The 20021-nt window shown below is 60.8% G+C and carries 17 protein-coding genes and 6 pseudogenes; 7 read left to right on the top strand and 16 right to left on the bottom strand.

Annotated elements, in window-relative coordinates; genetic code table 11:
* Nucleotides 1-190: 190 nt before the first annotated feature.
* The 3 genes from P775_RS21830 to P775_RS21820 are packed head-to-tail and all read right to left on the bottom strand — an operon-like array spanning nucleotide 191 to nucleotide 2022.
* Entirely contained in the window at nucleotides 191-460 is a 270-nt protein-coding gene (locus tag P775_RS21830) for an alcohol dehydrogenase catalytic domain-containing protein (RefSeq protein WP_245875809.1), read from the bottom strand.
* Nucleotides 461-484: 24 nt separating this feature from the next.
* Nucleotides 485-835, bottom strand: a complete 351-nt coding sequence (locus tag P775_RS21825; protein ID WP_099912966.1) for a cyclophilin-like fold protein — start codon at nucleotides 833-835, stop codon at nucleotides 485-487.
* Nucleotides 832-2022, bottom strand: coding sequence for an MFS transporter (locus tag P775_RS21820; RefSeq protein ID WP_218967748.1), 1191 nt, complete (start codon nucleotides 2020-2022; stop codon nucleotides 832-834). The genes P775_RS21825 and P775_RS21820 overlap by 4 nt, the downstream gene beginning before the upstream one ends.
* 197 nt (nucleotides 2023-2219) lie before the next feature.
* Here P775_RS21820 and P775_RS21815 point away from each other — a divergent pair, with 197 nt between their 5' ends.
* On the top strand, nucleotides 2220-3113 hold the full coding sequence (locus P775_RS21815; protein WP_099912965.1) for a LysR substrate-binding domain-containing protein: 894 nt from the start codon (nucleotides 2220-2222) through the stop codon (nucleotides 3111-3113).
* Nucleotides 3114-3187: 74 nt separating this feature from the next.
* Here P775_RS21815 and P775_RS21810 read toward each other — a convergent pair whose 3' ends face one another.
* From P775_RS21810 to P775_RS21770, 8 genes are all read right to left on the bottom strand, one after another.
* Nucleotides 3188-3595, bottom strand: a complete 408-nt coding sequence (locus P775_RS21810) for a cyclophilin-like fold protein (RefSeq protein WP_099912964.1) — start codon at nucleotides 3593-3595, stop codon at nucleotides 3188-3190.
* A 98-nt stretch (nucleotides 3596-3693) separates the two neighbouring features.
* Nucleotides 3694-4911 (bottom strand): carboxymuconolactone decarboxylase family protein, encoded by a 1218-nt coding sequence (locus tag P775_RS29145; protein WP_099912963.1) that lies wholly within the window; start codon nucleotides 4909-4911, stop codon nucleotides 3694-3696.
* A gap of 66 nt (nucleotides 4912-4977) precedes the next feature.
* Nucleotides 4978-5373: a (R)-mandelonitrile lyase gene (locus tag P775_RS21800; RefSeq protein ID WP_099912962.1), complete on the bottom strand. Its 396-nt coding sequence runs from the start codon at nucleotides 5371-5373 to the stop codon at nucleotides 4978-4980.
* An 86-nt stretch (nucleotides 5374-5459) separates the two neighbouring features.
* Nucleotides 5460-7649: an aldehyde oxidoreductase molybdenum-binding subunit PaoC gene (paoC, locus tag P775_RS21795; protein ID WP_099912961.1), complete on the bottom strand. Its 2190-nt coding sequence runs from the start codon at nucleotides 7647-7649 to the stop codon at nucleotides 5460-5462.
* Between the two features lie 3 nt (nucleotides 7650-7652).
* Nucleotides 7653-8603, bottom strand: coding sequence for an FAD binding domain-containing protein (locus P775_RS21790; RefSeq protein ID WP_099912960.1), 951 nt, complete (start codon nucleotides 8601-8603; stop codon nucleotides 7653-7655).
* The gene (paoA, locus tag P775_RS21785) at nucleotides 8600-9247 is read right to left on the bottom strand and encodes an aldehyde dehydrogenase iron-sulfur subunit PaoA (RefSeq protein WP_099912959.1); all 648 of its coding nucleotides are present in this window, start codon (nucleotides 9245-9247) and stop codon (nucleotides 8600-8602) included. Before paoA ends, P775_RS21790 begins: the two co-directional genes overlap by 4 nt.
* Nucleotides 9248-9897: 650 nt before the next feature.
* Nucleotides 9898-10350 (bottom strand): ArdC-like ssDNA-binding domain-containing protein, encoded by a 453-nt coding sequence (locus P775_RS29140; RefSeq protein ID WP_245875808.1) that lies wholly within the window; start codon nucleotides 10348-10350, stop codon nucleotides 9898-9900.
* An 808-nt stretch (nucleotides 10351-11158) separates the two neighbouring features.
* Nucleotides 11159-12067 (bottom strand): LysR family transcriptional regulator, encoded by a 909-nt coding sequence (locus tag P775_RS21770; protein WP_099912957.1) that lies wholly within the window; start codon nucleotides 12065-12067, stop codon nucleotides 11159-11161.
* A 96-nt stretch (nucleotides 12068-12163) separates the two neighbouring features.
* Between P775_RS21770 and P775_RS21765 the strand changes: the two genes are divergently transcribed.
* A complete protein-coding gene (locus P775_RS21765; RefSeq protein WP_099912956.1) occupies nucleotides 12164-12805 on the top strand; it encodes a DsbA family protein in 642 nt (213 codons plus the stop codon).
* A gap of 27 nt (nucleotides 12806-12832) precedes the next feature.
* Nucleotides 12833-13726 carry an MBL fold metallo-hydrolase gene (locus tag P775_RS21760; protein ID WP_099912955.1) on the top strand — a complete coding sequence of 298 codons (894 nt, stop codon included), beginning with the start codon at nucleotides 12833-12835 and terminating at the stop codon, nucleotides 13724-13726.
* A gap of 268 nt (nucleotides 13727-13994) precedes the next feature.
* Here the strand turns inward: P775_RS21760 and P775_RS21755 are convergent.
* Both P775_RS21755 and P775_RS21750 read right to left on the bottom strand, forming a co-directional pair.
* Nucleotides 13995-14300 (bottom strand): annotated as a pseudogene (locus tag P775_RS21755) (tyrosine-type recombinase/integrase); the annotation flags it as partial.
* Nucleotides 14301-14399: 99 nt separating this feature from the next.
* Nucleotides 14400-14765, bottom strand: a pseudogene (locus P775_RS21750) (transposase); the annotation flags it as partial.
* A 119-nt stretch (nucleotides 14766-14884) separates the two neighbouring features.
* Here P775_RS21750 and P775_RS21745 point away from each other — a divergent pair.
* Nucleotides 14885-15094, top strand: a pseudogene (locus tag P775_RS21745) (IS5/IS1182 family transposase); the annotation flags it as partial.
* Between the two features lie 85 nt (nucleotides 15095-15179).
* On the opposite strand, the gene P775_RS21740 reads toward P775_RS21745, so the two are convergent.
* Entirely contained in the window at nucleotides 15180-16145 is a 966-nt protein-coding gene (locus P775_RS21740) for a GlxA family transcriptional regulator (RefSeq protein ID WP_099912954.1), read from the bottom strand.
* A 337-nt stretch (nucleotides 16146-16482) separates the two neighbouring features.
* On the opposite strand from P775_RS21740, the gene P775_RS21735 reads away from it, so the two are divergent.
* Nucleotides 16483-17718, top strand: a complete 1236-nt coding sequence (locus tag P775_RS21735; protein WP_245875807.1) for an MFS transporter — start codon at nucleotides 16483-16485, stop codon at nucleotides 17716-17718.
* A gap of 3 nt (nucleotides 17719-17721) precedes the next feature.
* A complete protein-coding gene (locus P775_RS21730) occupies nucleotides 17722-18129 on the top strand; it encodes a nuclear transport factor 2 family protein (protein WP_245875806.1) in 408 nt (135 codons plus the stop codon).
* Between the two features lie 235 nt (nucleotides 18130-18364).
* On the opposite strand, the pseudogene P775_RS21725 reads toward P775_RS21730, so the two are convergent.
* A pseudogene (locus P775_RS21725) lies at nucleotides 18365-18574 on the bottom strand (DDE-type integrase/transposase/recombinase); the annotation flags it as partial.
* Between the two features lie 147 nt (nucleotides 18575-18721).
* On the opposite strand from P775_RS21725, the pseudogene P775_RS21720 reads away from it, so the two are divergent.
* A pseudogene (locus P775_RS21720) lies at nucleotides 18722-19596 on the top strand (transposase); the annotation flags it as partial.
* Here P775_RS21720 and P775_RS29135 read toward each other — a convergent pair.
* Nucleotides 19581-20021, bottom strand: a pseudogene (locus tag P775_RS29135) (transposase); the annotation flags it as partial. The pseudogenes P775_RS21720 and P775_RS29135 sit on opposite strands and share 16 nt — an antisense overlap.

Below are 20021 nucleotides of genomic sequence, written 5' to 3'. Positions count from 1 at the left end.
GTTGAGCGGCGGGAAGGTCACCGCGTTCTCCGCGGCGTCGGCCGCGGTCGGGGCAAGGCTTGCCGCGCCCCAGGACAGGGCTCCGAAAAGGGCTAGGGCGGCGCAGGCAAAGGCAGGTCTGAGGGGCAGGGGTCTCGAAGTCATCGGGAGTGTCTCTCTGTTGGGGGAAGTCGCCGGTGGTCCGGCACGGTCATGTGTTCTCGGACAGGGCGAAAGAGCCGACGACGAACTGGCCAGGTTTGATAGTGCGCACGTCACTGCCGACCTCGATCACGACGCCGCAGTATTCGTGCCCCATGTGCATCGGTTCATCGAGCGGATGCACATGGGGCCACAGGTCTGACCCGCAGATGCAGCTGGCCGACAGCTGTATGATCGCATCCGTGGGCTTCAGGATCTTCGGGTCGTCGACGGTTTCCAGGCGAACGTCGCCGGGGGCATGCATGACAGTTCCGAGCATGGGGAAATCTTCTTTGAAAAGGGGTCAAGGAAGGCGTGAGACGTGCAGCGGGTAGGTTCCGCGGACACGCAATGGGTCGACCCCTCCGTCCAGTCGGCCGAGCCGGATCAGGTCGGGGCTGTAGGAGTAGGGCGCGTGGAACAGCGCCAAGTTGCCCCAGGGGGTATAGGTGCAAAGATCGCCGGGCTGCGGGTTGGTGAAGGGGCCGGCGCCCTCTTCGCTTAGCTTGCGCGGCAGGGTGGCGATCTTTTCGTTGGTCGAAAAATCCTGTGCGGTCAGGTCTAGGGGCAGCATGTCCCACAGGTCGCGGGAAGAGGGGGTGTCGTCCATCGTGGCGGTAAAGCTCTGATCGGCGAAGCTGAACAGGATCTTCATGACTTTTTCCTCCAGTGGATCCATGCCGCGCAGGCGACAAGGGATGAGGCCAGCAGCAGGACGGCTGCGAAGGTGAAGGTGCTCCACCAGCCCGCGCCATCGAACAGCAGGCCACCGAGGGACGCGCCAAGAGTGATCGCAAGCTGGATGATGGCGACCTGCAGGCCACCACCTTCCTCGGCGTCGTCCTTCATCACCCGGCTGAGCCATGTGCCCCAGCCGACGGGTGCGGCGGTCGCAAAGAAGCCCCAGACGATCAGAAGGATGGCCACCGGACCTTTCAACCCGTTGAAAGCGATCAGCAGCAGCGTGATCAGTGCCATGATCAGCGGAATGGCCATCACCACGGGGTATAGGTAGCTGCCGAGCAGACGGCTTATGCTCCAAGACCCCGCAACGCCGGCCAGCCCGAGGCAGAGGAAGGCCAGCGACAGTCCGGTGACGGAAAAGCCCGTCACGCCTTCCAGGTAGGGGCGCAGGTAGGTGAACAGCGCGAACTGCCCCATGAACAGCAACAGGATCGAGGCCATGCCAAGGGCCACCTGCAGGCGCAGCAGAAGGGCGAAGACGTTGGTGCGCTGCGCACGGCCCCGAGGCGGCAGGGACGGCATGCTGGTCCATTGCCAGACCAGCGCCAGCACGGCGAGCGGCACGACGACGAAGAAGGCGCCGCGCCAGCCGATCATGTCGCCCAGGAAGGCCCCGAGCGGCGCGGCGACGGTCGCAGCGATGGCATTGCCCGCGTTCAGCATCGCCAACCCCCAGGGCACGTTCTCTTCGGGCATAAGGCGCATCACGATGGCGGTCGACATCGACCAGAAGCCGCCGATGGCCACGCCCAGCATGGCGCGCCCGGTCATCAGGCCCGCGTAGGAATGCGCGAAGGTGACGGTCATGCCGGAGACGATCAGCAGGACGGAAAACGCCCCCAGGACGACCTTGCGGTCGATCCTGCGGGTCAGGCCAGCCACGAACAGGCTGGTGAGCACCGCAAAGATGCCAGACATTGAGATCGCCTGACCGGCTTGCCCCTCGGTCACGCCGAGGTCGGAGGCAATCGGCGTCAGCAGGCTGACGGGCATGAACTCGGACGCGATTAGAACCGCGACGCAAAGCGCCATCGACAGCACGGCGGCGGTGCCGTGACGCATCCTTTGCGCAGAGGTGTAGGATGTGATGTCTGACATTGTCAGTCTCCGGTATGGGTTGCGTCCCGCGTCGTGCCTGACGGCGGATGTCGTCGCTTGTTGGACGGGTATATGGGGTCGGGTGCTCTGCTGAATATCCACGCAATCCTCATCAACCTCATGAATGAGCTTCATCATTTAAAAGGAGATCTGTATAACCATTTGGGAACCCTGATGATCAGACCCGAGTTGGATGAATGAAACGAGAAGACCTTGCCGATCTGACCGCGTTCGTCGCCGTGGCCGATGCGGGAAATTTCACTAGGGCCGCCGTGCAGCTTGGCGTGTCGCAATCCGCCGTAAGCCACACGATCCGCCGGCTGGAGGCCTCGCTGGGATTCAAGCTGCTGAACCGGACCTCGCGCAATGTCTCGACCACGGATGCGGGCGCAAAACTGCTGGCTGCCCTGCGCCCGGGGCTTGACCAGATCAGCGCAAGGATCGAGGAGCTGCGCTCGCTCGGGGATGCGCCACGGGGGCTGTTGCGCGTTACCAGTTCGATGACGGGGGCGCGCACGGTGCTTTGGCCCGTGGTGTCCGCGATGGTGCGCGACTACCCGGAGGTGCAGATCGAGATCAACACGGACAGCCGGGTGTCGGATCTGGCCGAGGACCGCTTCGATGCAGCGGTGCGCCTGGGGGAATCCGTCGGCCCTGACATGATCGGCGTGCCCGCCGGCCCACCCCTGCGCATGGCCGCCGTGGCATCGCCCGCGTATTTTGCCAGACGCGGCGTGCCGCTACACCCGGACGATCTGGATGACCACGATTGCCTGACCATGCGGTTCAGCTCGAACAGCGTGATCTATGATTGGGAGTTCGAGCGCGACGAGAAGGAGATCGTCAAGCGCGTCACCGGGCCCTTCGTCTTCAACGAAAGCGATTTCTTGATCAAGGCCGCATGCGACGGCTACGGCATTGCCTTCGTCACCGAGCCCGAGATCCGGGCCGCGGTGGCGAATGGCAGCCTGCGCCGCGTGCTGGAGGACTGGTGCCCGCCGTTCAGCGGTTTCACGCTGTGCTATTCGGGGCGTCGGCAGACCAGTTCGGCCCTGCGGCTGCTGATCGACCGGTTGCGGTATCGCGGGTGACGTGAACGCGGCCGGGTCTCGGCCGCGTTCAAGGGGGCAGGGGCGCCGTGACCACGGCGCCGTTTCCCGGCGGTCTAGTCGATCTTCTCGATTGTGACCGAAACGGGTCCGGGCCGATCCAGGGCTGAGACGTCTTCGTTAATCTGCCCGAGGATCACGATGCCGGGCGAGGGCACATTGCCGTCCGCGTAGTAGATCACGAAATCACCCGCGCTCCACAGCCCCAGCGTCCCTTCCGAGAAGGCACGTTGCCGGGGCGCCTCGGGCAGGGCAGAGGGCAGGTTGCCGGTCTTTTCCTGGCGCATGTGATCGCGCATCTCGATCGTGAGCGGCAACATCTCGGCGAGGGAACGGCTGGCCTCGTTCTCGGCCAGGTCTGCCGTGAAAGTCCCCCAGTCCGAGGTGATGCGGATGCTTTGCTGGGCCGAGGCCGTGCCGACCATGCCGATCGTAAAGGCGGCACCGATCAGGGATTTCAACATTTGGAGGATTCCTTGTTCAACAACGTGATCTCGTGGGTCTCAAGCGTGGTCTTGGTCAGGGGGCTATGGGCCCAGTATGCGGCAGAGCGCCCGCCGTGTCAGTCGCAGGCTGCGGCGGCCGCGGCATAGGTTTGCGCGTCCAGCTTCTCCATCCAGGTGGTGCCTTTGCTATCCAGTTGCTCGAGAATGGCCAGGTGGGTCATCTCGCCCTCCGCCGTCGCTCCGTGCCAGTGCCGCGCATCCGCCGGGATCTGGACGATGTCGCCGGTGGCGGCGGTGATGGGGTCCTGCCCGTCGATCTGCACCAGGGCGCAGCCCGATGTGATATAGAGCGTCTGACCCAGCGGGTGGCTGTGCCAGGCCGTGTGGGCCCCGGCTTCGAACTGGACGTGTCCGCCGCTCAGCCGCGCGTCACCGGGGGCCGAAAAGGTCGTGCTGACGGTCACGTTGCCGGTGAAACGCTCTCCCGGGCCCTGTGCCGGGTCCGAACCGCTGCGCACCACCGAAAGGGTCGTCACCTCTGCGTCGTCTTCGGACGCCGCAGCCTCGATCTCTCCGCGATCCTCGAAGACGCTGCGCATGGGCGACAGGGCGGAAAACGATTTGGGCCAACCGGTGTAATAGGCCACCTGGTGAGGGATTTCCTGCGCCTCTTCAAAGCTCAGCCCGTTGTCCATGGCGCGGTTCAGGTGGAAGGGGACTTGTTCGGACTGCCCCATCGCGATCAGAGCGGCGACGGTCATCATCGAGCGGTCGCGCGGTGCCAGTCCGGGGCGGCGCCAGATTTCGGCGAAGACCACGTTATCGGTCGCATCGGCTAGGCCGGGCGAGACCGGGCGCGCGTTCGCATCGACCGCCGCGAGGCGCGCGGACTCGGCGTCTTCGTCATAGGGCAGCAGATTGGTGTCGGCGTCGATCTGCACCGTGATCCCGCGCTGCGTGAAGATGTCGGTGATGACGGCGATGCTAGATAGGGCGACCGGCCAACCGGAGTAGAAGGCCAGGTGCGTCACGGCCTCGGACAGTTCCTCGGGGGTCACGCCGCTGTCGAGCGCGGCGACCACGGGGCCGGCGATCTGCCCGGATTGGCCAGCCGCCAGCAGCGCCGCCATGGTGATCAGCGACCGGTCCCGCAGGGCCAGCGTGCGAGTATCGGTCCAGACGGAGCCGTAAAGGACGTCGTCGGTCAGGCGGCCCAGTTGCGGCGCGACCGTGTAGACGGCGTCCGAGGCAAATCGGTCGGTGGCTTCGGTCTGCGCTTCTGCGGGAAGGGCACCAAGCGTGGCGAAGGCGAGGGCGTGGGGTAGCTTTTTCATGGTCTTCTCCTTTGGCTTGGAGCTGGGCAGCAAAGGGTGTCCGCTGCGCAGCCTCTCAGGCGGGAATCATCCCGCGTAGTCGTCGTCGCTGACCTTTTCGAGCCATGTCACGGGGCCTTTGCCCAGATTTTCCTGGATGGCGATGTGGGACATGGCCGTTTCGGGCGATGCACCGTGCCAGTGCTTTTCGCCGGCGGGGAACCAGACGACATCGCCGGGGCGGATTTCCTCGATCTCGCCGCCCTCACGCTGCACGCGGCCCATGCCGGCGGTGACGATCAGCGTTTGCCCGGCGGGGTGTTTGTGCCAGGCCGTGCGGGCGCCGGGTTCGAAAGTGACGAGCGCGCCAGAGGTGCGGCCCGGCGCTTCGGCGGTGAACATCGGGTCTATCCGGACTTGGCCGGTAAAGTAATCCTCGGGGCCGGGGCCGGAGGGTTGCGAGCCCGCGCGCATGATCTTCATCTTGAAAGCCTTCCTTGTTTCAGTCCCTTGCGGGGCGGGGGCGGCGGGGCCGCCTCCGCGTGGGGTGTCGGGTCGACCCGGCGGCGTCAGATCGCCGGCAGGCGGTCGATCATCTTGTCGAGCGTGATGGGATAGTCGCGCACCCGGACGCCGGTCGCATTATAGGCCGCGTTGGCGATGGCCGCGGCGACACCGCAAAGGCCAAGTTCGCCGACGCCCTTGGCCTTCAGCGGGGTCGAGACCGCATCCGTCGTGTCGAGGAAGATCACCTCCTGCGCGGGGATATCCGCGTGGACGGCAACCTCGTAGCTGCCAAGATCGTGGTTCACGAAGTAGCCGCGTGTCGGGTCTTCGGCCAGTTCCTCGCTCAGCGCGCCGCCGACGCCCATAACCATGCCGCCGATCACCTGGCTGCGGGCCGTGGTCGGATTCAGGATCCGGCCTGCGTCACAGACCGCCAGCATCCGGCGCACGCGGACCTCGCCGGTGCCGACATGCACGCCGACCTCGACGAAATGCGCCCCGAAGGTCGCCAGTTCGTACTGCGACTTGAAATCGCCGAAGGCGATGGAGTCCTCGGCCTCGATCACGCCGTCTAGATCGGCCATCGCCGTCTCGGTCCCGTCCGCGATCACGCGACCGTCGCGGAACTCGGGGGCCTCTACTCCAAGCTGCCCGGCGATCTTGCCTTGCAGGGCGAGACAGGCGGCATAGACACCCGCGGTCGAGCTCGAGGCGCCGAACTGCCCGCCGGAACCGGACGACACAGGGAATGCACTATTGCCAAGGCGCACCTCGATTGCGTCCATCGGCAGGCCCATGGTTTCGGCAGCGGTCTGCGCCAGGATGGTGTAGGAGCCGGTGCCGATGTCGGTCATGTCGGTCTCGACGACCAGCTTGCCGCCGTCCAGGATGACGCGCGCGCCCGAGTTCAAGGTTGGGCTGCCCCGGAAGGCGCCGGCCATGCCATGCCCGATCAGCCAGGCCCCGTGGCGCTTTCCGCCGGGGGTCGTGTTGCGGTCGGCCCAGCCGAAGGCCTCCGCCCCCTGCTGAAGGCATTCCACATAGTGGCGCTCGGAAAACGGCACGTCGGGTTTGCTGGGGTTCACCTGAGTATCGTTGAGGACGCGAAATTGCACCGGATCCATGTCGAGTTTCTCGGCCATCTCGTCCATGGCGATTTCCAGCGCCATCAGGCCCGAGGCCTCGCCCGGCGCACGCATGTCCGAGGCTTCGGGCAGATTCATGTCCACGACGTGGTGCATCACCCGACGGTTCGGCGCCGCGTAGAACAGAGGCGTCTGCGCCGTCGCGTTCTCGCCCCGCCCACCGGGCCGCTCACCGGGCAGGGAGTGCGACGCAGCCTCGTGCCCGATGGCTGTCAGGTGACCGTCGGCATCCGCGGCCAGGCGAATACGCTGCACGGTGGCCGAGCGGTGCGTTGTGTTGTTCATTATCATCGGACGCGGCAGCGCCAGCTTGACCGGCGCTCCGGCGGCACGAGAGCCGAGAGCGGCAAGCACTTCGTCCGCGCGCAGCCACAGTTTCCCTCCGAAACCGCCCCCAATATAAGGGCTTTCGACGTGGATATTGTCTTCGGGAATGTCGAGCGTCGTGGCAAGCGCCTGCCGGTTCCAGTTGATCATCTGGCTTGAGGTCCAGACCGTCAGCTGTTCCCCGTCCGACCAGTCCGCGACCGAGGCATGCGGCTCCATCATCGCGTGGGTTTGGGATGGGGTGTGGTACATTTCGTCCAGCGTGACGGGGGCTGCGGCGAAGGCCGCGTCAAAATCGCCGACAACGGTCGACGGATCTCCGGTGCCTTCGAGGCGCTGAAAAGCGGCGTCGAGATCGTGATCGAATTCCTCGGTCTCGTAGGTCACATCGATCAGCGCGGCAGCAGATCGGGCCTGTTCGAAGCTGTCGGCAACGACGACCGCGATGGCCTGGTGATAGTGGTTTACCTCGTCGCCGCCGAACAGGCGGGCCACGTTGAAGTCCCAGATACCAAGCGGCGCGATGTCGAGTGTGGTGACCACAGCGCGTACACCGGGGGCGGCTTCCGCGGCCTCGGTGTCCATGCCGGTGATGCGCCCCTTGGCGATGGTCGCGCCCAGCGGGTAGCCGTAAAGCTGCCCTGCCACGACATCGTGGCGCTCATAGGCATAGGGCGCGGTGCCCGTCACCTTCAGCGGGCCGTCGATGCGGGTATGGGCCTTGCCGATCACCTTGGCACGGTCAAAGAGGTTGTCCTTGGCGGGTGCGTTGAAATCCATGGGTTACTCCTCGGCCAGCATCGCGGCGAGCGTGCGCTCTGCTAGGGTGATCTTGAAGGCGTTTTCTCCCGTCGGACGTGCGCCGTCGAGCAGGCGGGCCATGACGGCGCGGGCACCGTTGGGCAGTTCGGCGTCGGCTTCGGCGCGACGCCAGGGGCGCGGGGCCACACCGCCAAGGGCAACGCGCCCCGAGCCGTCCGGCTGGCGAATCAGCGCCACCGACACCAGCGCAAAGGCATAGGACGCACGGTCACGCGCCTTGTAATAGTTGTGCTGGCCACCGACCGGCGCGGGTAGGGTGACAGCAGTGATCAGCTCTCCGGGCATCAAGGCGGTTTCGATATGCGGCGTGTCGCCGGGCAGCTGGTGGAAATCCTCCAGCGCGATCCGGCGGGTCATGCCTGTTGGCGTGACTGTTTCGACCGTGGCGTCGAGCGCGCGCAGTGCGACGGCCATGTCACCGGGATAGGTGGCGATGCAGGCGTCCGAGGTGCCGATGATCCCGAGCTGACGCGAGAACGCGCCTTCGGTCAGCGCGGCACAGCCAGAGCCGGGCGCGCGCTTGTTGCAGGGCTGCGCGGGATCGTAGAAATAGGGGCAGCGGGTGCGTTGCAGCAGGTTGCCAGCCGTCGTCGCCTTGTTGCGCAGCTGTCCGGTGGCGCCGGCCACGATGGCGCGGGTCAGCACGCCGTAGTCGCGGCGGATGCGGGTGTCGGCCGCCAGCGCGGTGTTTGTCACCAGCGCACCGACCCGCAGACCGCCGTCATCGGTTTCGGTGATCTCGTCGAGGCCGAAACCGCGCACGTCGATCAGGTGGCCCGGAGTCTCGATCTCGAGCTTCATCAGGTCCAGCAGGTTGGTTCCGCCCGCGATGAACTTCGCGCCCGATACTTCGGCGGCACGGGATGCGGCCTCGGCGGCGCTGGTCGGTTTTTCGTAGGAAAAGCTTCTCATGCTTGGTCCTCCGCAACTTGGGTGATTGCCGCCAGGATGTTCGAATAGGCGCCGCAGCGGCAGATGTTGCCGGACATGCGTTCGCGGATCTCGGCATCGGTCACGGCGATCTGCGTTGTCAGGTCGTCAGTGACATGGCTGGGAATGCCGGCGCGGATTTCCTCAATCACCGAGCGTGCAGAGGTGATCTGGCCGGGCGTGCAATAGCCGCACTGGAAGCCGTCGTGGGTGATGAACGCCTGCTGCATCGGGTCGAGCGCCTCGGGCGTGCCGATGCCTTCGATGGTCTCGATTTCGTCGCCTTCGTGCATCACGGCAAGGCTAAGGCAGGAATTGACCCGCGTGCCGTTCACCGTGACCGTACAGGCGCCGCACTGGCCGTGGTCGCAGCCTTTCTTGGTGCCGTTCAGTTGCATGTGCTCGCGCAGGACATCCAGCAGCGTGGTGCGGTTGTCGACCTCGACCTGGCGATCCGTGCCGTTCACCGACAGGGTGACGGCAGAGCGGTCCGCGCCGGGGGTCTCGGCCACGACGGCTTGGGTCTGTGCCACGGCGCGGCCGGCGAAGGCGGCCGTCAGGGCCCCTATCGCCGTGCCGACAAGCAGCGTGCGGCGGCGCATTTCGAACTGGATGGGTGGGCTCATGGGAGTCTTCCTTTCGGGTTACGCGGCGCGGCAACGGCCATCGAAGAACGGCAAGATGCGGCTATGCGCTTGCCGGTTTCTTAATATCTATCGATAACTAGGGGCTCGACGGGCGGAGACCATGGGCGGTCGTTTCATCGTGCCTATGAAATCCATTCATCGCCGACGTCAGGCTTGGGATGTACCGGGAGCGGCTGGCCGTTCGATAAGGTTGGCGCCGACTGGATGTCTGGAAGCTTAGCGGGCGGTCCTGAAACGTGGGCAGTCGGCAAGAGGATCGAAAGGGCTCCCGGCGACGCTATCGGGCGGATCCATCGAAAAGGCATCACTTGATTTACATGCTTTCAGCTGGCGTGCCTGCATCGACGGTCTCTTGGAACCAGTTTGGCTTGTCCATCATACCGCAGGCGACCTGCAATGGTTCCGGCGATCCTTCGCGTCGGAAACTTGCAGAACAAGGATGCGGACTAAGACCTTGCAGCCTCAGTATGATGTCTTTGGTTTTTGGCCGCTGGTGGAAACAGCGCCCGCGCAACCTTCCGGCGAAACGTCAAGGGGGGTCCATCCCAGCGTCGGCTCTGAACACTGCCGAAACCGCCCTCAAGCCGATGCTCGCGCTCTGAAAAGAAGGCCTGGCGAATAATGCGGGATCATAGCAGGAAGTCGTCGAGTTCCTCGTCTGGATCTTCCAAGTCCACGGCCCGGCTAACCAGGTTCGAAGAATTTGTCCCGCACAGATCGCGGCGGATGGAGCGCTCTTCCTCCATCGTGTAGATCTTCTCGATCCAGGTGAGATCCATAGCCGCCGCCAGATCTCGGTTGAGGTCGATTTCACTCTTCGGGAAGAGTGCCGCAAGCTGCGGCGCATCGGCACCGGCACCGCGAAACGCCGACGCGGCCATCCAGGCGGCGTTTCTTATTGTCTTGGCATGGCCATCAATCTCGTGCCGAAGTTGATCCAGCGTCTCGGTCATGGCCGTCTGCTCTGTCGCCGCTCCTGCGCCACCTGTCCACGGCTTGCGCCACGGCGGTATGCCAGCCTCGATCTGTGCAATGATTGTGTCGGTGACGTGCTGGTGAATGTCCAAACGCGCTTTAGCCATTTTTTCGATCCTTTGCGGTGGTGCCACGTGTCCGGTCTGGTGCCGAAAATCGGGCGAGGGGTCAGACGAGGACCCGCGAAGCGTGCGCCTCTTCTGAAACCTTGCCTCCCGGCGAGGGCCGGGGGGGGGGAGCCGCCGCAATCGCAAAATCCAGAGGACACGGTCCCGCAGGACGCGCAGCATTTTACTGTTGCGGTGGGGGACCGGCGGTCCCCTTTTTCCTTTATTTTTCTTGGCGGCGCAGCGGCGTATCGCGCTTGCGCGAACCCCGCGCCGCGCCCCAGCGATCGTCACCCGCAAGGGCGCATCGGCGCGGACCAGGACGACAATGTCAGAAGGTTCGGGCACTGGCTCGAAGAGACAGGGCGCGGGCCATTCGGACAGGGAGGATGGGCCGGGACGTTGCGGGCGCGAGCCGGGTCACCGGCTGGTGCCTAGAGCGGTGACACGCCCAAAGGGTGGGGCAGGGGCCATGTGGTCGTTCGTGGAAAATGCAGCGAAGGTCCGGTCAGAGCCCACTTTACAAAATGCCGTGCCGCAGCACTTTGCAAATGCAGAAAAACTTGCACCCTACGTGGACGACCCATGGACGAAGCCGCTGGAGCGAAACACGTCTAACTGCCGCTCCCAGCCCAAACTTGCCGGTCGGGCTCTTCGAGTCCTCTAGGTGCAACATCTGACAGGTACGGCGGAGATCTGCCGTTAGCTGCATTTGCACATATTGCATCCGAATGATGATAGCGGACATATCACGGATATCCAGCAATAGTGCGAGACAAAACTCCTTAGGCGCGGGCCTATGGCGCGTTCAACCACTGCCCCTTGTCTTTTCCGCTTGCCGCAGCATATCCGTAAACACAGACACTTTTGCGGCGCGGAATTTTGACGCCGGAAGCACCACGAAGATCCCCCCTTCGGGGAGTTGCCACGCGGGCAATACCTGCGTCAGCGCGCCCGAGATCAGACGATCACGCACCAGATAGTCAGGCAGGATCGCCAAACCTGCTCCTTCCTCCACGGCGGCCATGATCGCGGGCGCGCTGTCGATTGAAAGATCGCTTTGCATTGTGACGGAGACCGTTTCGCCAGCGGTGTTTTCGAACAGCCAATGCAGCGGGTCGGACAGCGCCTTGTTGGCAACAAAGGGCGCCTTGGCGAGATCGCTGGGGTGTTGAATGTGATCGAACCGGCCGGACTTGTCGCCCGCGCCGACGAGAAACTGTCGGAACCCGCCCAGTTTGCGCGCCAACAGGGTGGAATCGCGCAGCCACCCGACCCGAATGGCCAGATCAAGCTCTCCCGCCATAAGATCGCTATGATCATCCCCGAGATGTAGCTCCACCTGACACTCAGGGTATTGGCGTCGAAACGCTGTGACCAGCCGGGCCACGACCGCCGTGCCGTAATCATTCGGGGCGGTCATGCGTAATAGGCCCACGGGCTGCACCGAGAGGTGCGACAACTCGCCGAAGGCCTCTTCCGCCTCGTTCAGGATCGATGTGCAGCGCATATAGAAAAGCCGCCCCGCCTCGGTGGTGCTGACCTTGCGCGTGTTGCGCACCAAAAGCGTCGCCTTCAGCTCGTCTTCCAACTGCGTCACCTGACTGCTGACCACGGCTTTGGTCACGCCAAGGCGGTCAGCGGCATTTGTAAAGGATCCGGTTTCGACAACCGCGGCGAAATACGCCAGCCGGTTGAGATTATGTGATTTAGCCATGCTTTCAGTGTTAGCCTTTGACATACAGTCTGTCAAAATAGTTTGCCTTATCGGGGGCAATGGAAGCGCCTATATCCCTCCCCAAGGAGACAGATCATGACACAAAAAGTGACACTGCATTACCTTTTCGATCCGCTCTGCGGTTGGTGCTACGGCGCCTCGGAGACCATCGCCACGCTTGCGAACCACCCCGATATCGACCTTCAACTATGGGCCACCAGCCTGTTCGCAGGCAATGGCGCGCGGCCGATGAAAAGCTTTGCCGCGCAGGCTTGGGCGAATGACCTGCGCATTGCCGCGCTGAGCGGTCGGCAGTTCACCGAAGCCTATCGCCGCGACGTGCTGGGGGCCGACGCTGCGTCTTTGGACTCCAGCATGGCTACGCTCGCCGTCACGGCTGCGGCCGACACCGTCCCGGATCGCGTGATCGAGGCCCTCACTGCCATTCAGACAGCGCGCTATGTCGACGGCAAAGACGTGACCTCTTCCTCAGTTGTCGCAGGCTTGCTGACCGACCTCGGTCTTGCAGAGGCGGCCGCGCGTATTCTGACCCCCGATGCAGCCCTCACGAGCCTAGCGCAGACGCGCAGCGCGAAAGCATGCGATCTGATGACGTCTCACAAACTACAAGGCGTTCCCGCCCTGGTTGCCGAGGTCGACGGCACGCAGTTCGGGCTGGATGCAAGCAAACTTTATTCCGGACCTGATGCAATACTGGCCACCCTCGGGCGCGCCTGATCCCACCATACTGAAAGGACAAAAAACATGAACCGCAGAGATCTCCTGAAACTCTCCACCGCAGCTGGCGCAGCCGCCCTGATCGCGCCCGGTATTTCGCTTGCAGATGCGAACGGCTTGACTTGGACCCATTTCCCCGCAGGAGAGAACGGCTTTTTCCGCGCGCCCGTTCTGATCCAGGGCGAAACCGAGGCCGTGTTGATTGACGGTGGATTCACCCTAACCGATGGCCGCACATTGGCCGAAATAATCAAGGCGACGGGTAAGACCCTGACCACGATCTATATCAGCCAGAGCGATCCTGATTTCTACTTCAGCCTGCGCCCGATCGTCGAAACCTTCCCCGAGGCCCGCGTCGTCGCAGACAGCGAAACCGTTGCGGCCATCAATGCTAACGTGGCGAAAAAGGTCGAAACATGGGGGCCGCAACTGGGCGAGAACGGCCCCGCGACGGTGGCAGAGGTGATCATTCCCGAAGCCGATGACAGCACCACCCTGACGGTAGACGGCCACGCCATCGAAATCGTCGCGGCGGAGGGGCTGGCCAACCGCCGCTATCTGTGGGTCGAGGATCTGCAGGCCGTGTTCGGCGGCGTGATGGTCTTTTCCGGCACGCATGTCTGGACCGCAGACACCCCGACCAAGGAACAGCGCGCCGCATGGATCGCCAATCTTGACGCGATCATCGCCCGCAATCCGTTGGTTGTCGTGCCCGGTCACATGACGCTGGACGCGCCGATGGGTCTCGATGCGGTGGAATTCACGAAAGGGTATCTTCTGGCCATTGAGGAAGAGCTCGCCAAGGCAGATGGTTCGGAAGCGTTGATCGCAGCAATGACTGCCCGCTATCCCGATCTTGGAATGGGCGTGGCCTTGAGTGTCGGCGCCAAGGTTCTGACCGGCGAGATGAAATGGGGTTGACCCGCGCCTGATCCGTTCCGGGTCGCTTGCCATTTGAGAAATCAATCAAACGAGAGCGGCCGAGAAATCTTTGCCGCTCTCCCGCCATTTCGGATATGGGCACCTTGAGATCGTCGAAAAATGTAGGGCGGCGGCGGTGCTGCGGTGGTCAGCATTGTGGAGGATGTTATCCGCCGACTCAAAAGACCGCTTCGAGAAAGTCGCGGCGCGGCTCCAGTCCTGGTGATGAAGGTCGGTTCAGGGCCGTCCGTGAAGACGGCCCATGCCTTTAGATTTCGATAGCTTCGGCGATAGCCAGCGCATCTTCAAGCTCAACGCCCAGGTATCTGACAGTGCTGTCCATCTTGGTATGGCCCAACAACAGCTGGACTGCCCGAAGGTTGCCCGTCTTCTTATAGATTTGGGTCACCTTCGTTCGCCGCATCGAGTGCGTGCCATAGGCGCTAGCCTCCAGACCAATGGATGTCACCCATTCACGGACAATACGCGCGTACTGGCGGGTCGAGATGTGAAGCCGTTCGTGAAAACGCCCAGGCCAGAGGTATTCGGATCCGACCATCAGCGGCTCCCGCATGCCAAACGCATCCGCTGTGATGTATCCCAGTACGCCAATGCTGCCGTCATCAACGGCACCGGAATTGCGCCCAGCTTCGATGGTCTTCGTGAGCAGCTACTCGGCCCCTTCCTCTCCGATCCGCTTGCGCCAGCGGGTCAGCGATGACGGATCGATGGGCGCGCGGTGCTGAAAGAACTCCTCACCTGTGAAGTGCTGGGAATACGGGTTTTCAACCCAACGGGCGACCACAGCCTCGTCGGAAAGCCGGTAAGCGTGCTGGAGATACAGCAGCCCCGCGACGAGGCGTGGCAATGTGGCTAGCCGCCCGGTCGTGGAGGGAAAGAAACCGGCCCATTCCGTCTCGAAGAACTCCCAGTCGATCAGCTTTTCCAGCTTCGCCAATTCGTGGCGCAGATCGATCATGTCGGTCAGTCGGGGACGCAGGAGATCATCCTGCTCTTCAGCGCGGGGATGAGGCTTCATCACGGCTCCGGAATTTGCAAGGTTTCGAAACCCAGTATACAAAACCCTGCAATTTCCCGCTACAGTTTTGGCGGGATCACCGAACAAATTCAGATGATTACGAGTTGTTCAGGCTGAACTCAAGATATCTGGGTCGGGCACTCTGGCGAAACTGGAGCGGATACCACCGCAGAAGCCGCGTCGAGACAAAGCTGCATTGCATGAAACTGCTGGGCCAGCGGCTGATGGCGCGCGACTTCGACCGCCAAGTCGCCGAGGTTCAGGTGCGTGTTGCGATCCTGAACGGCTACACCGCCCTTGGCATCCCTGTCACGAAAGCCATGGGATAAATCCGCCTGGGGTAAGGGGAGAACCGTTCGTCAGCTGATTTGCGCAACAGAACCAGTTGTTCAGGCTGAACTAATTCGTTGCAGATTAGCCCACGGCGGCTTTGTGAGATGCAATTTTATCTCGTCGAACTGCATATATTGCATGTCGCATCACGTCGACGGAGGAAAATCCGGCCAGGTTCGCTATGCGCTTCAGTGTGTATTCCGTTTTTTCCATGTAAAACTCGGCACGTTCTACCCGAACTTCACGAACCATTGCTGCGGGAGATTTTCCATAGTTGTTCTTAAATTTTCGAGTGAAGTTACGGGTACTCATATTGCAGCGCGCAGCCATGGATGGCACTGAGTGATCCAAATTTGGTGTCGTTTTTATATATACCAGAAGATCTTGCATCTTCTCCTGTACTGAAGGCAAGTCGCTGATAAAATCAGATATTTGCTCTACATATCCAGGTCTTGCCATGTACAATATCAAGTTTTGGGCAACTTTTTTAGCGGTGTGATTTCCGAAGTCTCTTGCTAAAATTTCTAAGGACATATCAATACCGGTTGATACACCTGCAGATGTCCAGATATGATCTTCGTTATGAAATATAACGTCAGACAGCACCTCTATATGTGGAAATAGCTTTCTGAACCTTTCCAAGTCAGACCAGTGAGTGGTACATTTTCTTCCATCGAGAATACCGGACTCCGCCAAGATAAAAGATCCGGTACAAATTGAAGCGATGCGAATTCTTCTCCTGTCGGCCTCCTGTATGAATTCACGCAGTTCCGTATCACGCATGGCATCCGGCGTACCCTTACTGCCGCCCGGCACGAGTATCGTGTCAAGACCGGAAAATTCTATTGAGCTGTATGTTTCATGTACGTCCATCGATATGCACCCACTCGTGGGCATTGACGTCTTGCTAGATGAAACCAACTTTACGTCATATCCGATGGATTTATCGAGGACTGCATTTGCTGCCTCGAAGACAGAAACAGGCCCTGCAATATCCAGAACCTGACTTTTGGGAAACATGACAACTCTTAATTTTTTTAATGTCATGGAAAATTCTCTTTTACTCCAGTGGAAACTAATTGAGCGAAACTTACTCTAACACAGGCTGATCTCTCAGTAATATATCGGTGCTTTCCTGATACTTCTGAAAGTGATATATGAAATAAAAAAGTCATGACTTCGAAAAGGCTGAAAAAATATAGAGATTTTCCTTTCGTTTCCGAAGACAATCCATGACATCCTTGGTTTTTACCTCCTCACATTCGACACGAGGTATACTCAACCTCAGTTTGCTCAGTGTCAGTTAGCTCAAGCTTATTGCGGGACGAGAGATCACGACCTTAAAAGGCCTAAAATGTCGCCAGTTTGGCGTAAATCGTCGTGCATGCTGACAGATACTCCGGTTGTTGGAAAGACTGGAAAACTCATGTCACTCATAAAAAGCCGCGATTTCGTGCTCGTTCTGATGAGCGCAACCATCCTTGCGATTCCTATGCCTATGCTGATCATACTTGGAGGGCTTGCCGGTCTTCAGCTTGCGCCGAATGACAACTTCTCCACTCTTCCTGTCTCGATACAAATGCTTTCCGGCCTCTTCGCCGTGACGCCGATGTCCGTTTTCATGGGACGTGCCGGCAGGAAGCCTGGCTTCCTTGTAGCTGCGGGTTTCGCCTGCCTTGGTGGAGCACTTGCCGCTTACAGTCTCATATCCGGAAATTTTGTGTTCCTGTGTGTTGCACATGCACTTCTCGGCGCCGCTATCGTGAGCTTCAATCTTTTCCGGTTTGCCGCAGCAGATATTGTCGCTACTGGACAGCAAGCCACGGCGATATCGATCACCCTTGGTAGTGGATTGGTGGCTGCCCTTCTGGCTCCCGAAGTTTTCCGATATTCAAAAGACTTGCTGGCCCCTGTTTCGCTTGGTGGGGCATACCTTTCACTTTCCGTTCTAGCACTTATTGGCAGCATACCCCTGTCCATCGCTAAATTTGCGCCACTGAAGCCGAAAGCATCTGTGCAGAAGAGCATAAAAAACCCTGCAAGACTCATGGAGCGCCCAAGATTGATCTGGGCAATGGTCTGCGGCGCTGGAAGTGCTGCCGGTATGACTCTCCTGATGACACCCACACCATTGGCAATGGTGGGTTGCGGCTTCAGCGATGTTCAGGCGGGCGACGTGATCCGCTGGCATGTCGTGGCCATGTTCGCGCCCAGCTTCTTCACCGGCGCCATAATCAATCGGATAGGCGCGAACAAGGTGGTTACAATCGGTGCGGTTCTTCTTGCGCTATCCGGCATCAGCGCGTTGGCAGGCGTTCAGATTTTCAATTTCTATATCTCCCTTATCCTGCTTGGTGTGGGATGGAACTTCGGTTTCGTCGGTTCCACGGCGCTTCTCAATTCCGAGCTCAGGGATCAGGAGAAGGCTCTGTTCCAAGGTATAAACGACACTGTAATAGCTCTGGGTGGGACAATTGCTTCCTTTTCTTCAGGCCTGTTGATCGCATCGTTCAGCTGGTCTGCGATCGCATCAGTGCTGATTGTGCTCTCTGTAGTGGTTGCCATCAGCAGCCTCTGGCAAGCCCGTTACAAAGCCACGACATCCTTTTCCGGAGAGTAGATAATGCCTCAAGTCGAAATGACAGAATCAAAAGAAAATGAAACCAGGATCGAACTTGAAGGGGCAATCCGGGAATACTTCGAAGCGATGTATCGGTGTGATGAAGAGCTGCTCATGAGGGTCTTCCACCCATCTGCGAGCCTTTTCGATGCGGATGATGGTCGTATCTTCGTCGATCCGATAAATTGCTACCGTGACACGATCAAGAGAAGAAAATCACCAGAGAGCACCTTTGCTCCCCGCGAAGATGAAGTCCTGATGATCGACATGATACCTCCATCAGCTGCTGTCGTTAAGGTCCGGGTCCGAATTCATGAAAATCGCTTTGTGGATCATCTCATGTTTGCCAGGGACGAAACCTCTTGGCGCATCGTCGCAAAACTCTGGCATCTTGAAGAGATCGTGCAATGACACTCCCCGGGCTAAAGCCGCGGGGTGTCTTCCCAGTTACTGAACGTGTCCGGGACATGGAGCTTGCGCTCCCCGCGGGGTGGTGATGCGGATGCATCATCACCTGGCGTTGAACCGTCCGGCAGATTGAGGAAGCGACAACGACGGTGTTCCGTCGCGGGCTCCGTGCCTGGGGCTAATACGGTTCTGTCGCAAACTTTCGGGTGAAGCGAGATGAGGCTTCGGCTGGACGCAATTATGCTGCCAGCTGGCTGAACTGCGCGAAGCCGGACAGCCCTGATCGATCGAATTGCCCTTTACGGATCATGTGAGCGACTTCGATGCCTGCCAGAGTGGCTGCCGCTGAATTGAGCGATTTAAAGGTCTGCATAGGGCGCGTAATCCTTTTGATAAAGCGATGGTCCTGCTCAATGATATTATTGAGATATTTCACCTGCAGGACGTCGTTCAACCAGCACCAACTCTTCATAACCAGTTCAGCTTGAACAACTGCCATGTAGCTGAATAATCTCGATAAGTCGGATATTTTTCTGGCTTCGAACTGCAAGGATTCGTAGTCTCCAATTGAAAAGGCTGCAGTTTGGATCCTGCCATGAAGCACCGTTCGCGTCCTGAGGAACAGGATGACCTCCTCCGCCCCCGATTGGTCGACATGATCGACATGCGCCACGAGCTGGTGAAGCTGGCGGATCTGATCGACTGGGAGTTCTTCGAGCAGGAGTGGGCTGGTTTGTTCCCGTCTGCGACAGGGCGACCTGCGACGCCGCCACGGCTGGTGGCGGGCCTCATGTATCTGCAGCAAGCCTATCGGCTCTCGGACGAGGCCGTGATCGCCCGCTGGGTGGACTCCCCGTATGTCCAGCATTTCACAGGGGAGACGTTCGTCGGGAAAACAGCGCCCCACGCTGTTTTCTGATCCTCCTCACTCCAGCACACCCCGCCGATACATCCGTCATCACTCAGCCGCTGGCGCGATCGCATCGGCGAAGAGGGCGCGGAGTGGCTGCTGAGCAAGACGATTCAAGCGGGCCGGTCTGGCGGAGTCATCGACGACGACAGCCTGGCCCGCGTCTCCGTCGACACCACCGTGATGGAAAAGAATATCGCGTATCCAACCCCCTCCCGGCAGCATCCTGCGGATGCGCCTGCCGGGCAATGGACGCCCGGCTCTACGAGAAGGCGCGGGTGAAGGAGCTTGGCCTCGACCTGCGCCAGACCTATGCGCGCAAGGCGCCGCGGCTGGCGATGCAAATCGGCCGGTATGCGCACGCGCGCCAATACAAGCGGATGCGCAAGGCACTGAGAACGTTGCGCGGATACACGGGGCGCGTCATGCGCGATATCCGTCGGCGGCTGGACAACATCCCAGCGGGTGCAATGCGCGACGGCGTGGCCGAGATTCTGGCGCGCGTGTCGAAGCTGCTGCACCAGGCTCCGAAGGGAAAGGGCAAGACGCGCGCATTCAACCCCTCGATCTGCTCCAGATACATCTGACCAAGTTCCCGCACCTCGGCGTGCAGCCCCGTGTCATCATCTGCAATTGCGTGCGCGAGCATTTTGAGATGAGCAGGCCCTCGGGCCGCGACCAGACCGTGTTCCGCGAGGTGGCCGCGTAAAGCATTGATCATCTGGGTGCGCTGGCCGACGAACATCTGCCGCGTGCGAAACAGCATGGCGCGGGCCTGCTGATCTTCCGTCTTCAACGCAACAAAGCGCCCTCTCGGCGATGCAAGCATCGCCTGCCGGGTAATACATGGTTGGACGCATTGCAGCCTCTACAATGGCCTCTGCATCTGCCACATCGATCTTTTGGCGTTTGACGAACGGCTTCACATAGACTGGCGGGATCAGGCGTACATCGTGCCCCATCTCCTCGAATGCCCGACCCCAGC

The organism is Puniceibacterium antarcticum (genome assembly GCF_002760615.1).
GTDB classification, from domain to species: Bacteria; Pseudomonadota; Alphaproteobacteria; order Rhodobacterales; family Rhodobacteraceae; genus Puniceibacterium; species Puniceibacterium antarcticum.
The sequence above is the reverse complement of the archived record's forward strand: the minus strand, read 5'-3'. Positions and strand labels throughout refer to the sequence as shown.

Coding starts and splice junctions, on each gene's coding strand:
- P775_RS21735 (WP_245875807.1), top strand. CDS start 16,483: ATGCTGACAGATACTCCGGTTGTTGGAAAGACTGGAAAACTCATGTCA.
- P775_RS29145 (WP_099912963.1), bottom strand. CDS start 4,911: ATGAAAAAGCTACCCCACGCCCTCGCCTTCGCCACGCTTGGTGCCCTT.
- P775_RS21800 (WP_099912962.1), bottom strand. CDS start 5,373: ATGAAGATCATGCGCGCGGGCTCGCAACCCTCCGGCCCCGGCCCCGAG.
- P775_RS21830 (WP_245875809.1), bottom strand. CDS start 460: ATGCTCGGAACTGTCATGCATGCCCCCGGCGACGTTCGCCTGGAAACC.
- P775_RS29140 (WP_245875808.1), bottom strand. CDS start 10,350: ATGGCTAAAGCGCGTTTGGACATTCACCAGCACGTCACCGACACAATC.
- P775_RS21770 (WP_099912957.1), bottom strand. CDS start 12,067: ATGGCTAAATCACATAATCTCAACCGGCTGGCGTATTTCGCCGCGGTT.
- P775_RS21825 (WP_099912966.1), bottom strand. CDS start 835: ATGAAGATCCTGTTCAGCTTCGCCGATCAGAGCTTTACCGCCACGATG.
- P775_RS21810 (WP_099912964.1), bottom strand. CDS start 3,595: ATGTTGAAATCCCTGATCGGTGCCGCCTTTACGATCGGCATGGTCGGC.
- P775_RS21730 (WP_245875806.1), top strand. CDS start 17,722: ATGCCTCAAGTCGAAATGACAGAATCAAAAGAAAATGAAACCAGGATC.
- paoA (WP_099912959.1), bottom strand. CDS start 9,247: ATGAGCCCACCCATCCAGTTCGAAATGCGCCGCCGCACGCTGCTTGTC.
- P775_RS21820 (WP_218967748.1), bottom strand. CDS start 2,022: ATGTCAGACATCACATCCTACACCTCTGCGCAAAGGATGCGTCACGGC.
- P775_RS21790 (WP_099912960.1), bottom strand. CDS start 8,603: ATGAGAAGCTTTTCCTACGAAAAACCGACCAGCGCCGCCGAGGCCGCA.
- P775_RS21815 (WP_099912965.1), top strand. CDS start 2,220: ATGAAACGAGAAGACCTTGCCGATCTGACCGCGTTCGTCGCCGTGGCC.
- P775_RS21765 (WP_099912956.1), top strand. CDS start 12,164: ATGACACAAAAAGTGACACTGCATTACCTTTTCGATCCGCTCTGCGGT.
- P775_RS21740 (WP_099912954.1), bottom strand. CDS start 16,145: ATGACATTAAAAAAATTAAGAGTTGTCATGTTTCCCAAAAGTCAGGTT.
- paoC (WP_099912961.1), bottom strand. CDS start 7,649: ATGGATTTCAACGCACCCGCCAAGGACAACCTCTTTGACCGTGCCAAG.
- P775_RS21760 (WP_099912955.1), top strand. CDS start 12,833: ATGAACCGCAGAGATCTCCTGAAACTCTCCACCGCAGCTGGCGCAGCC.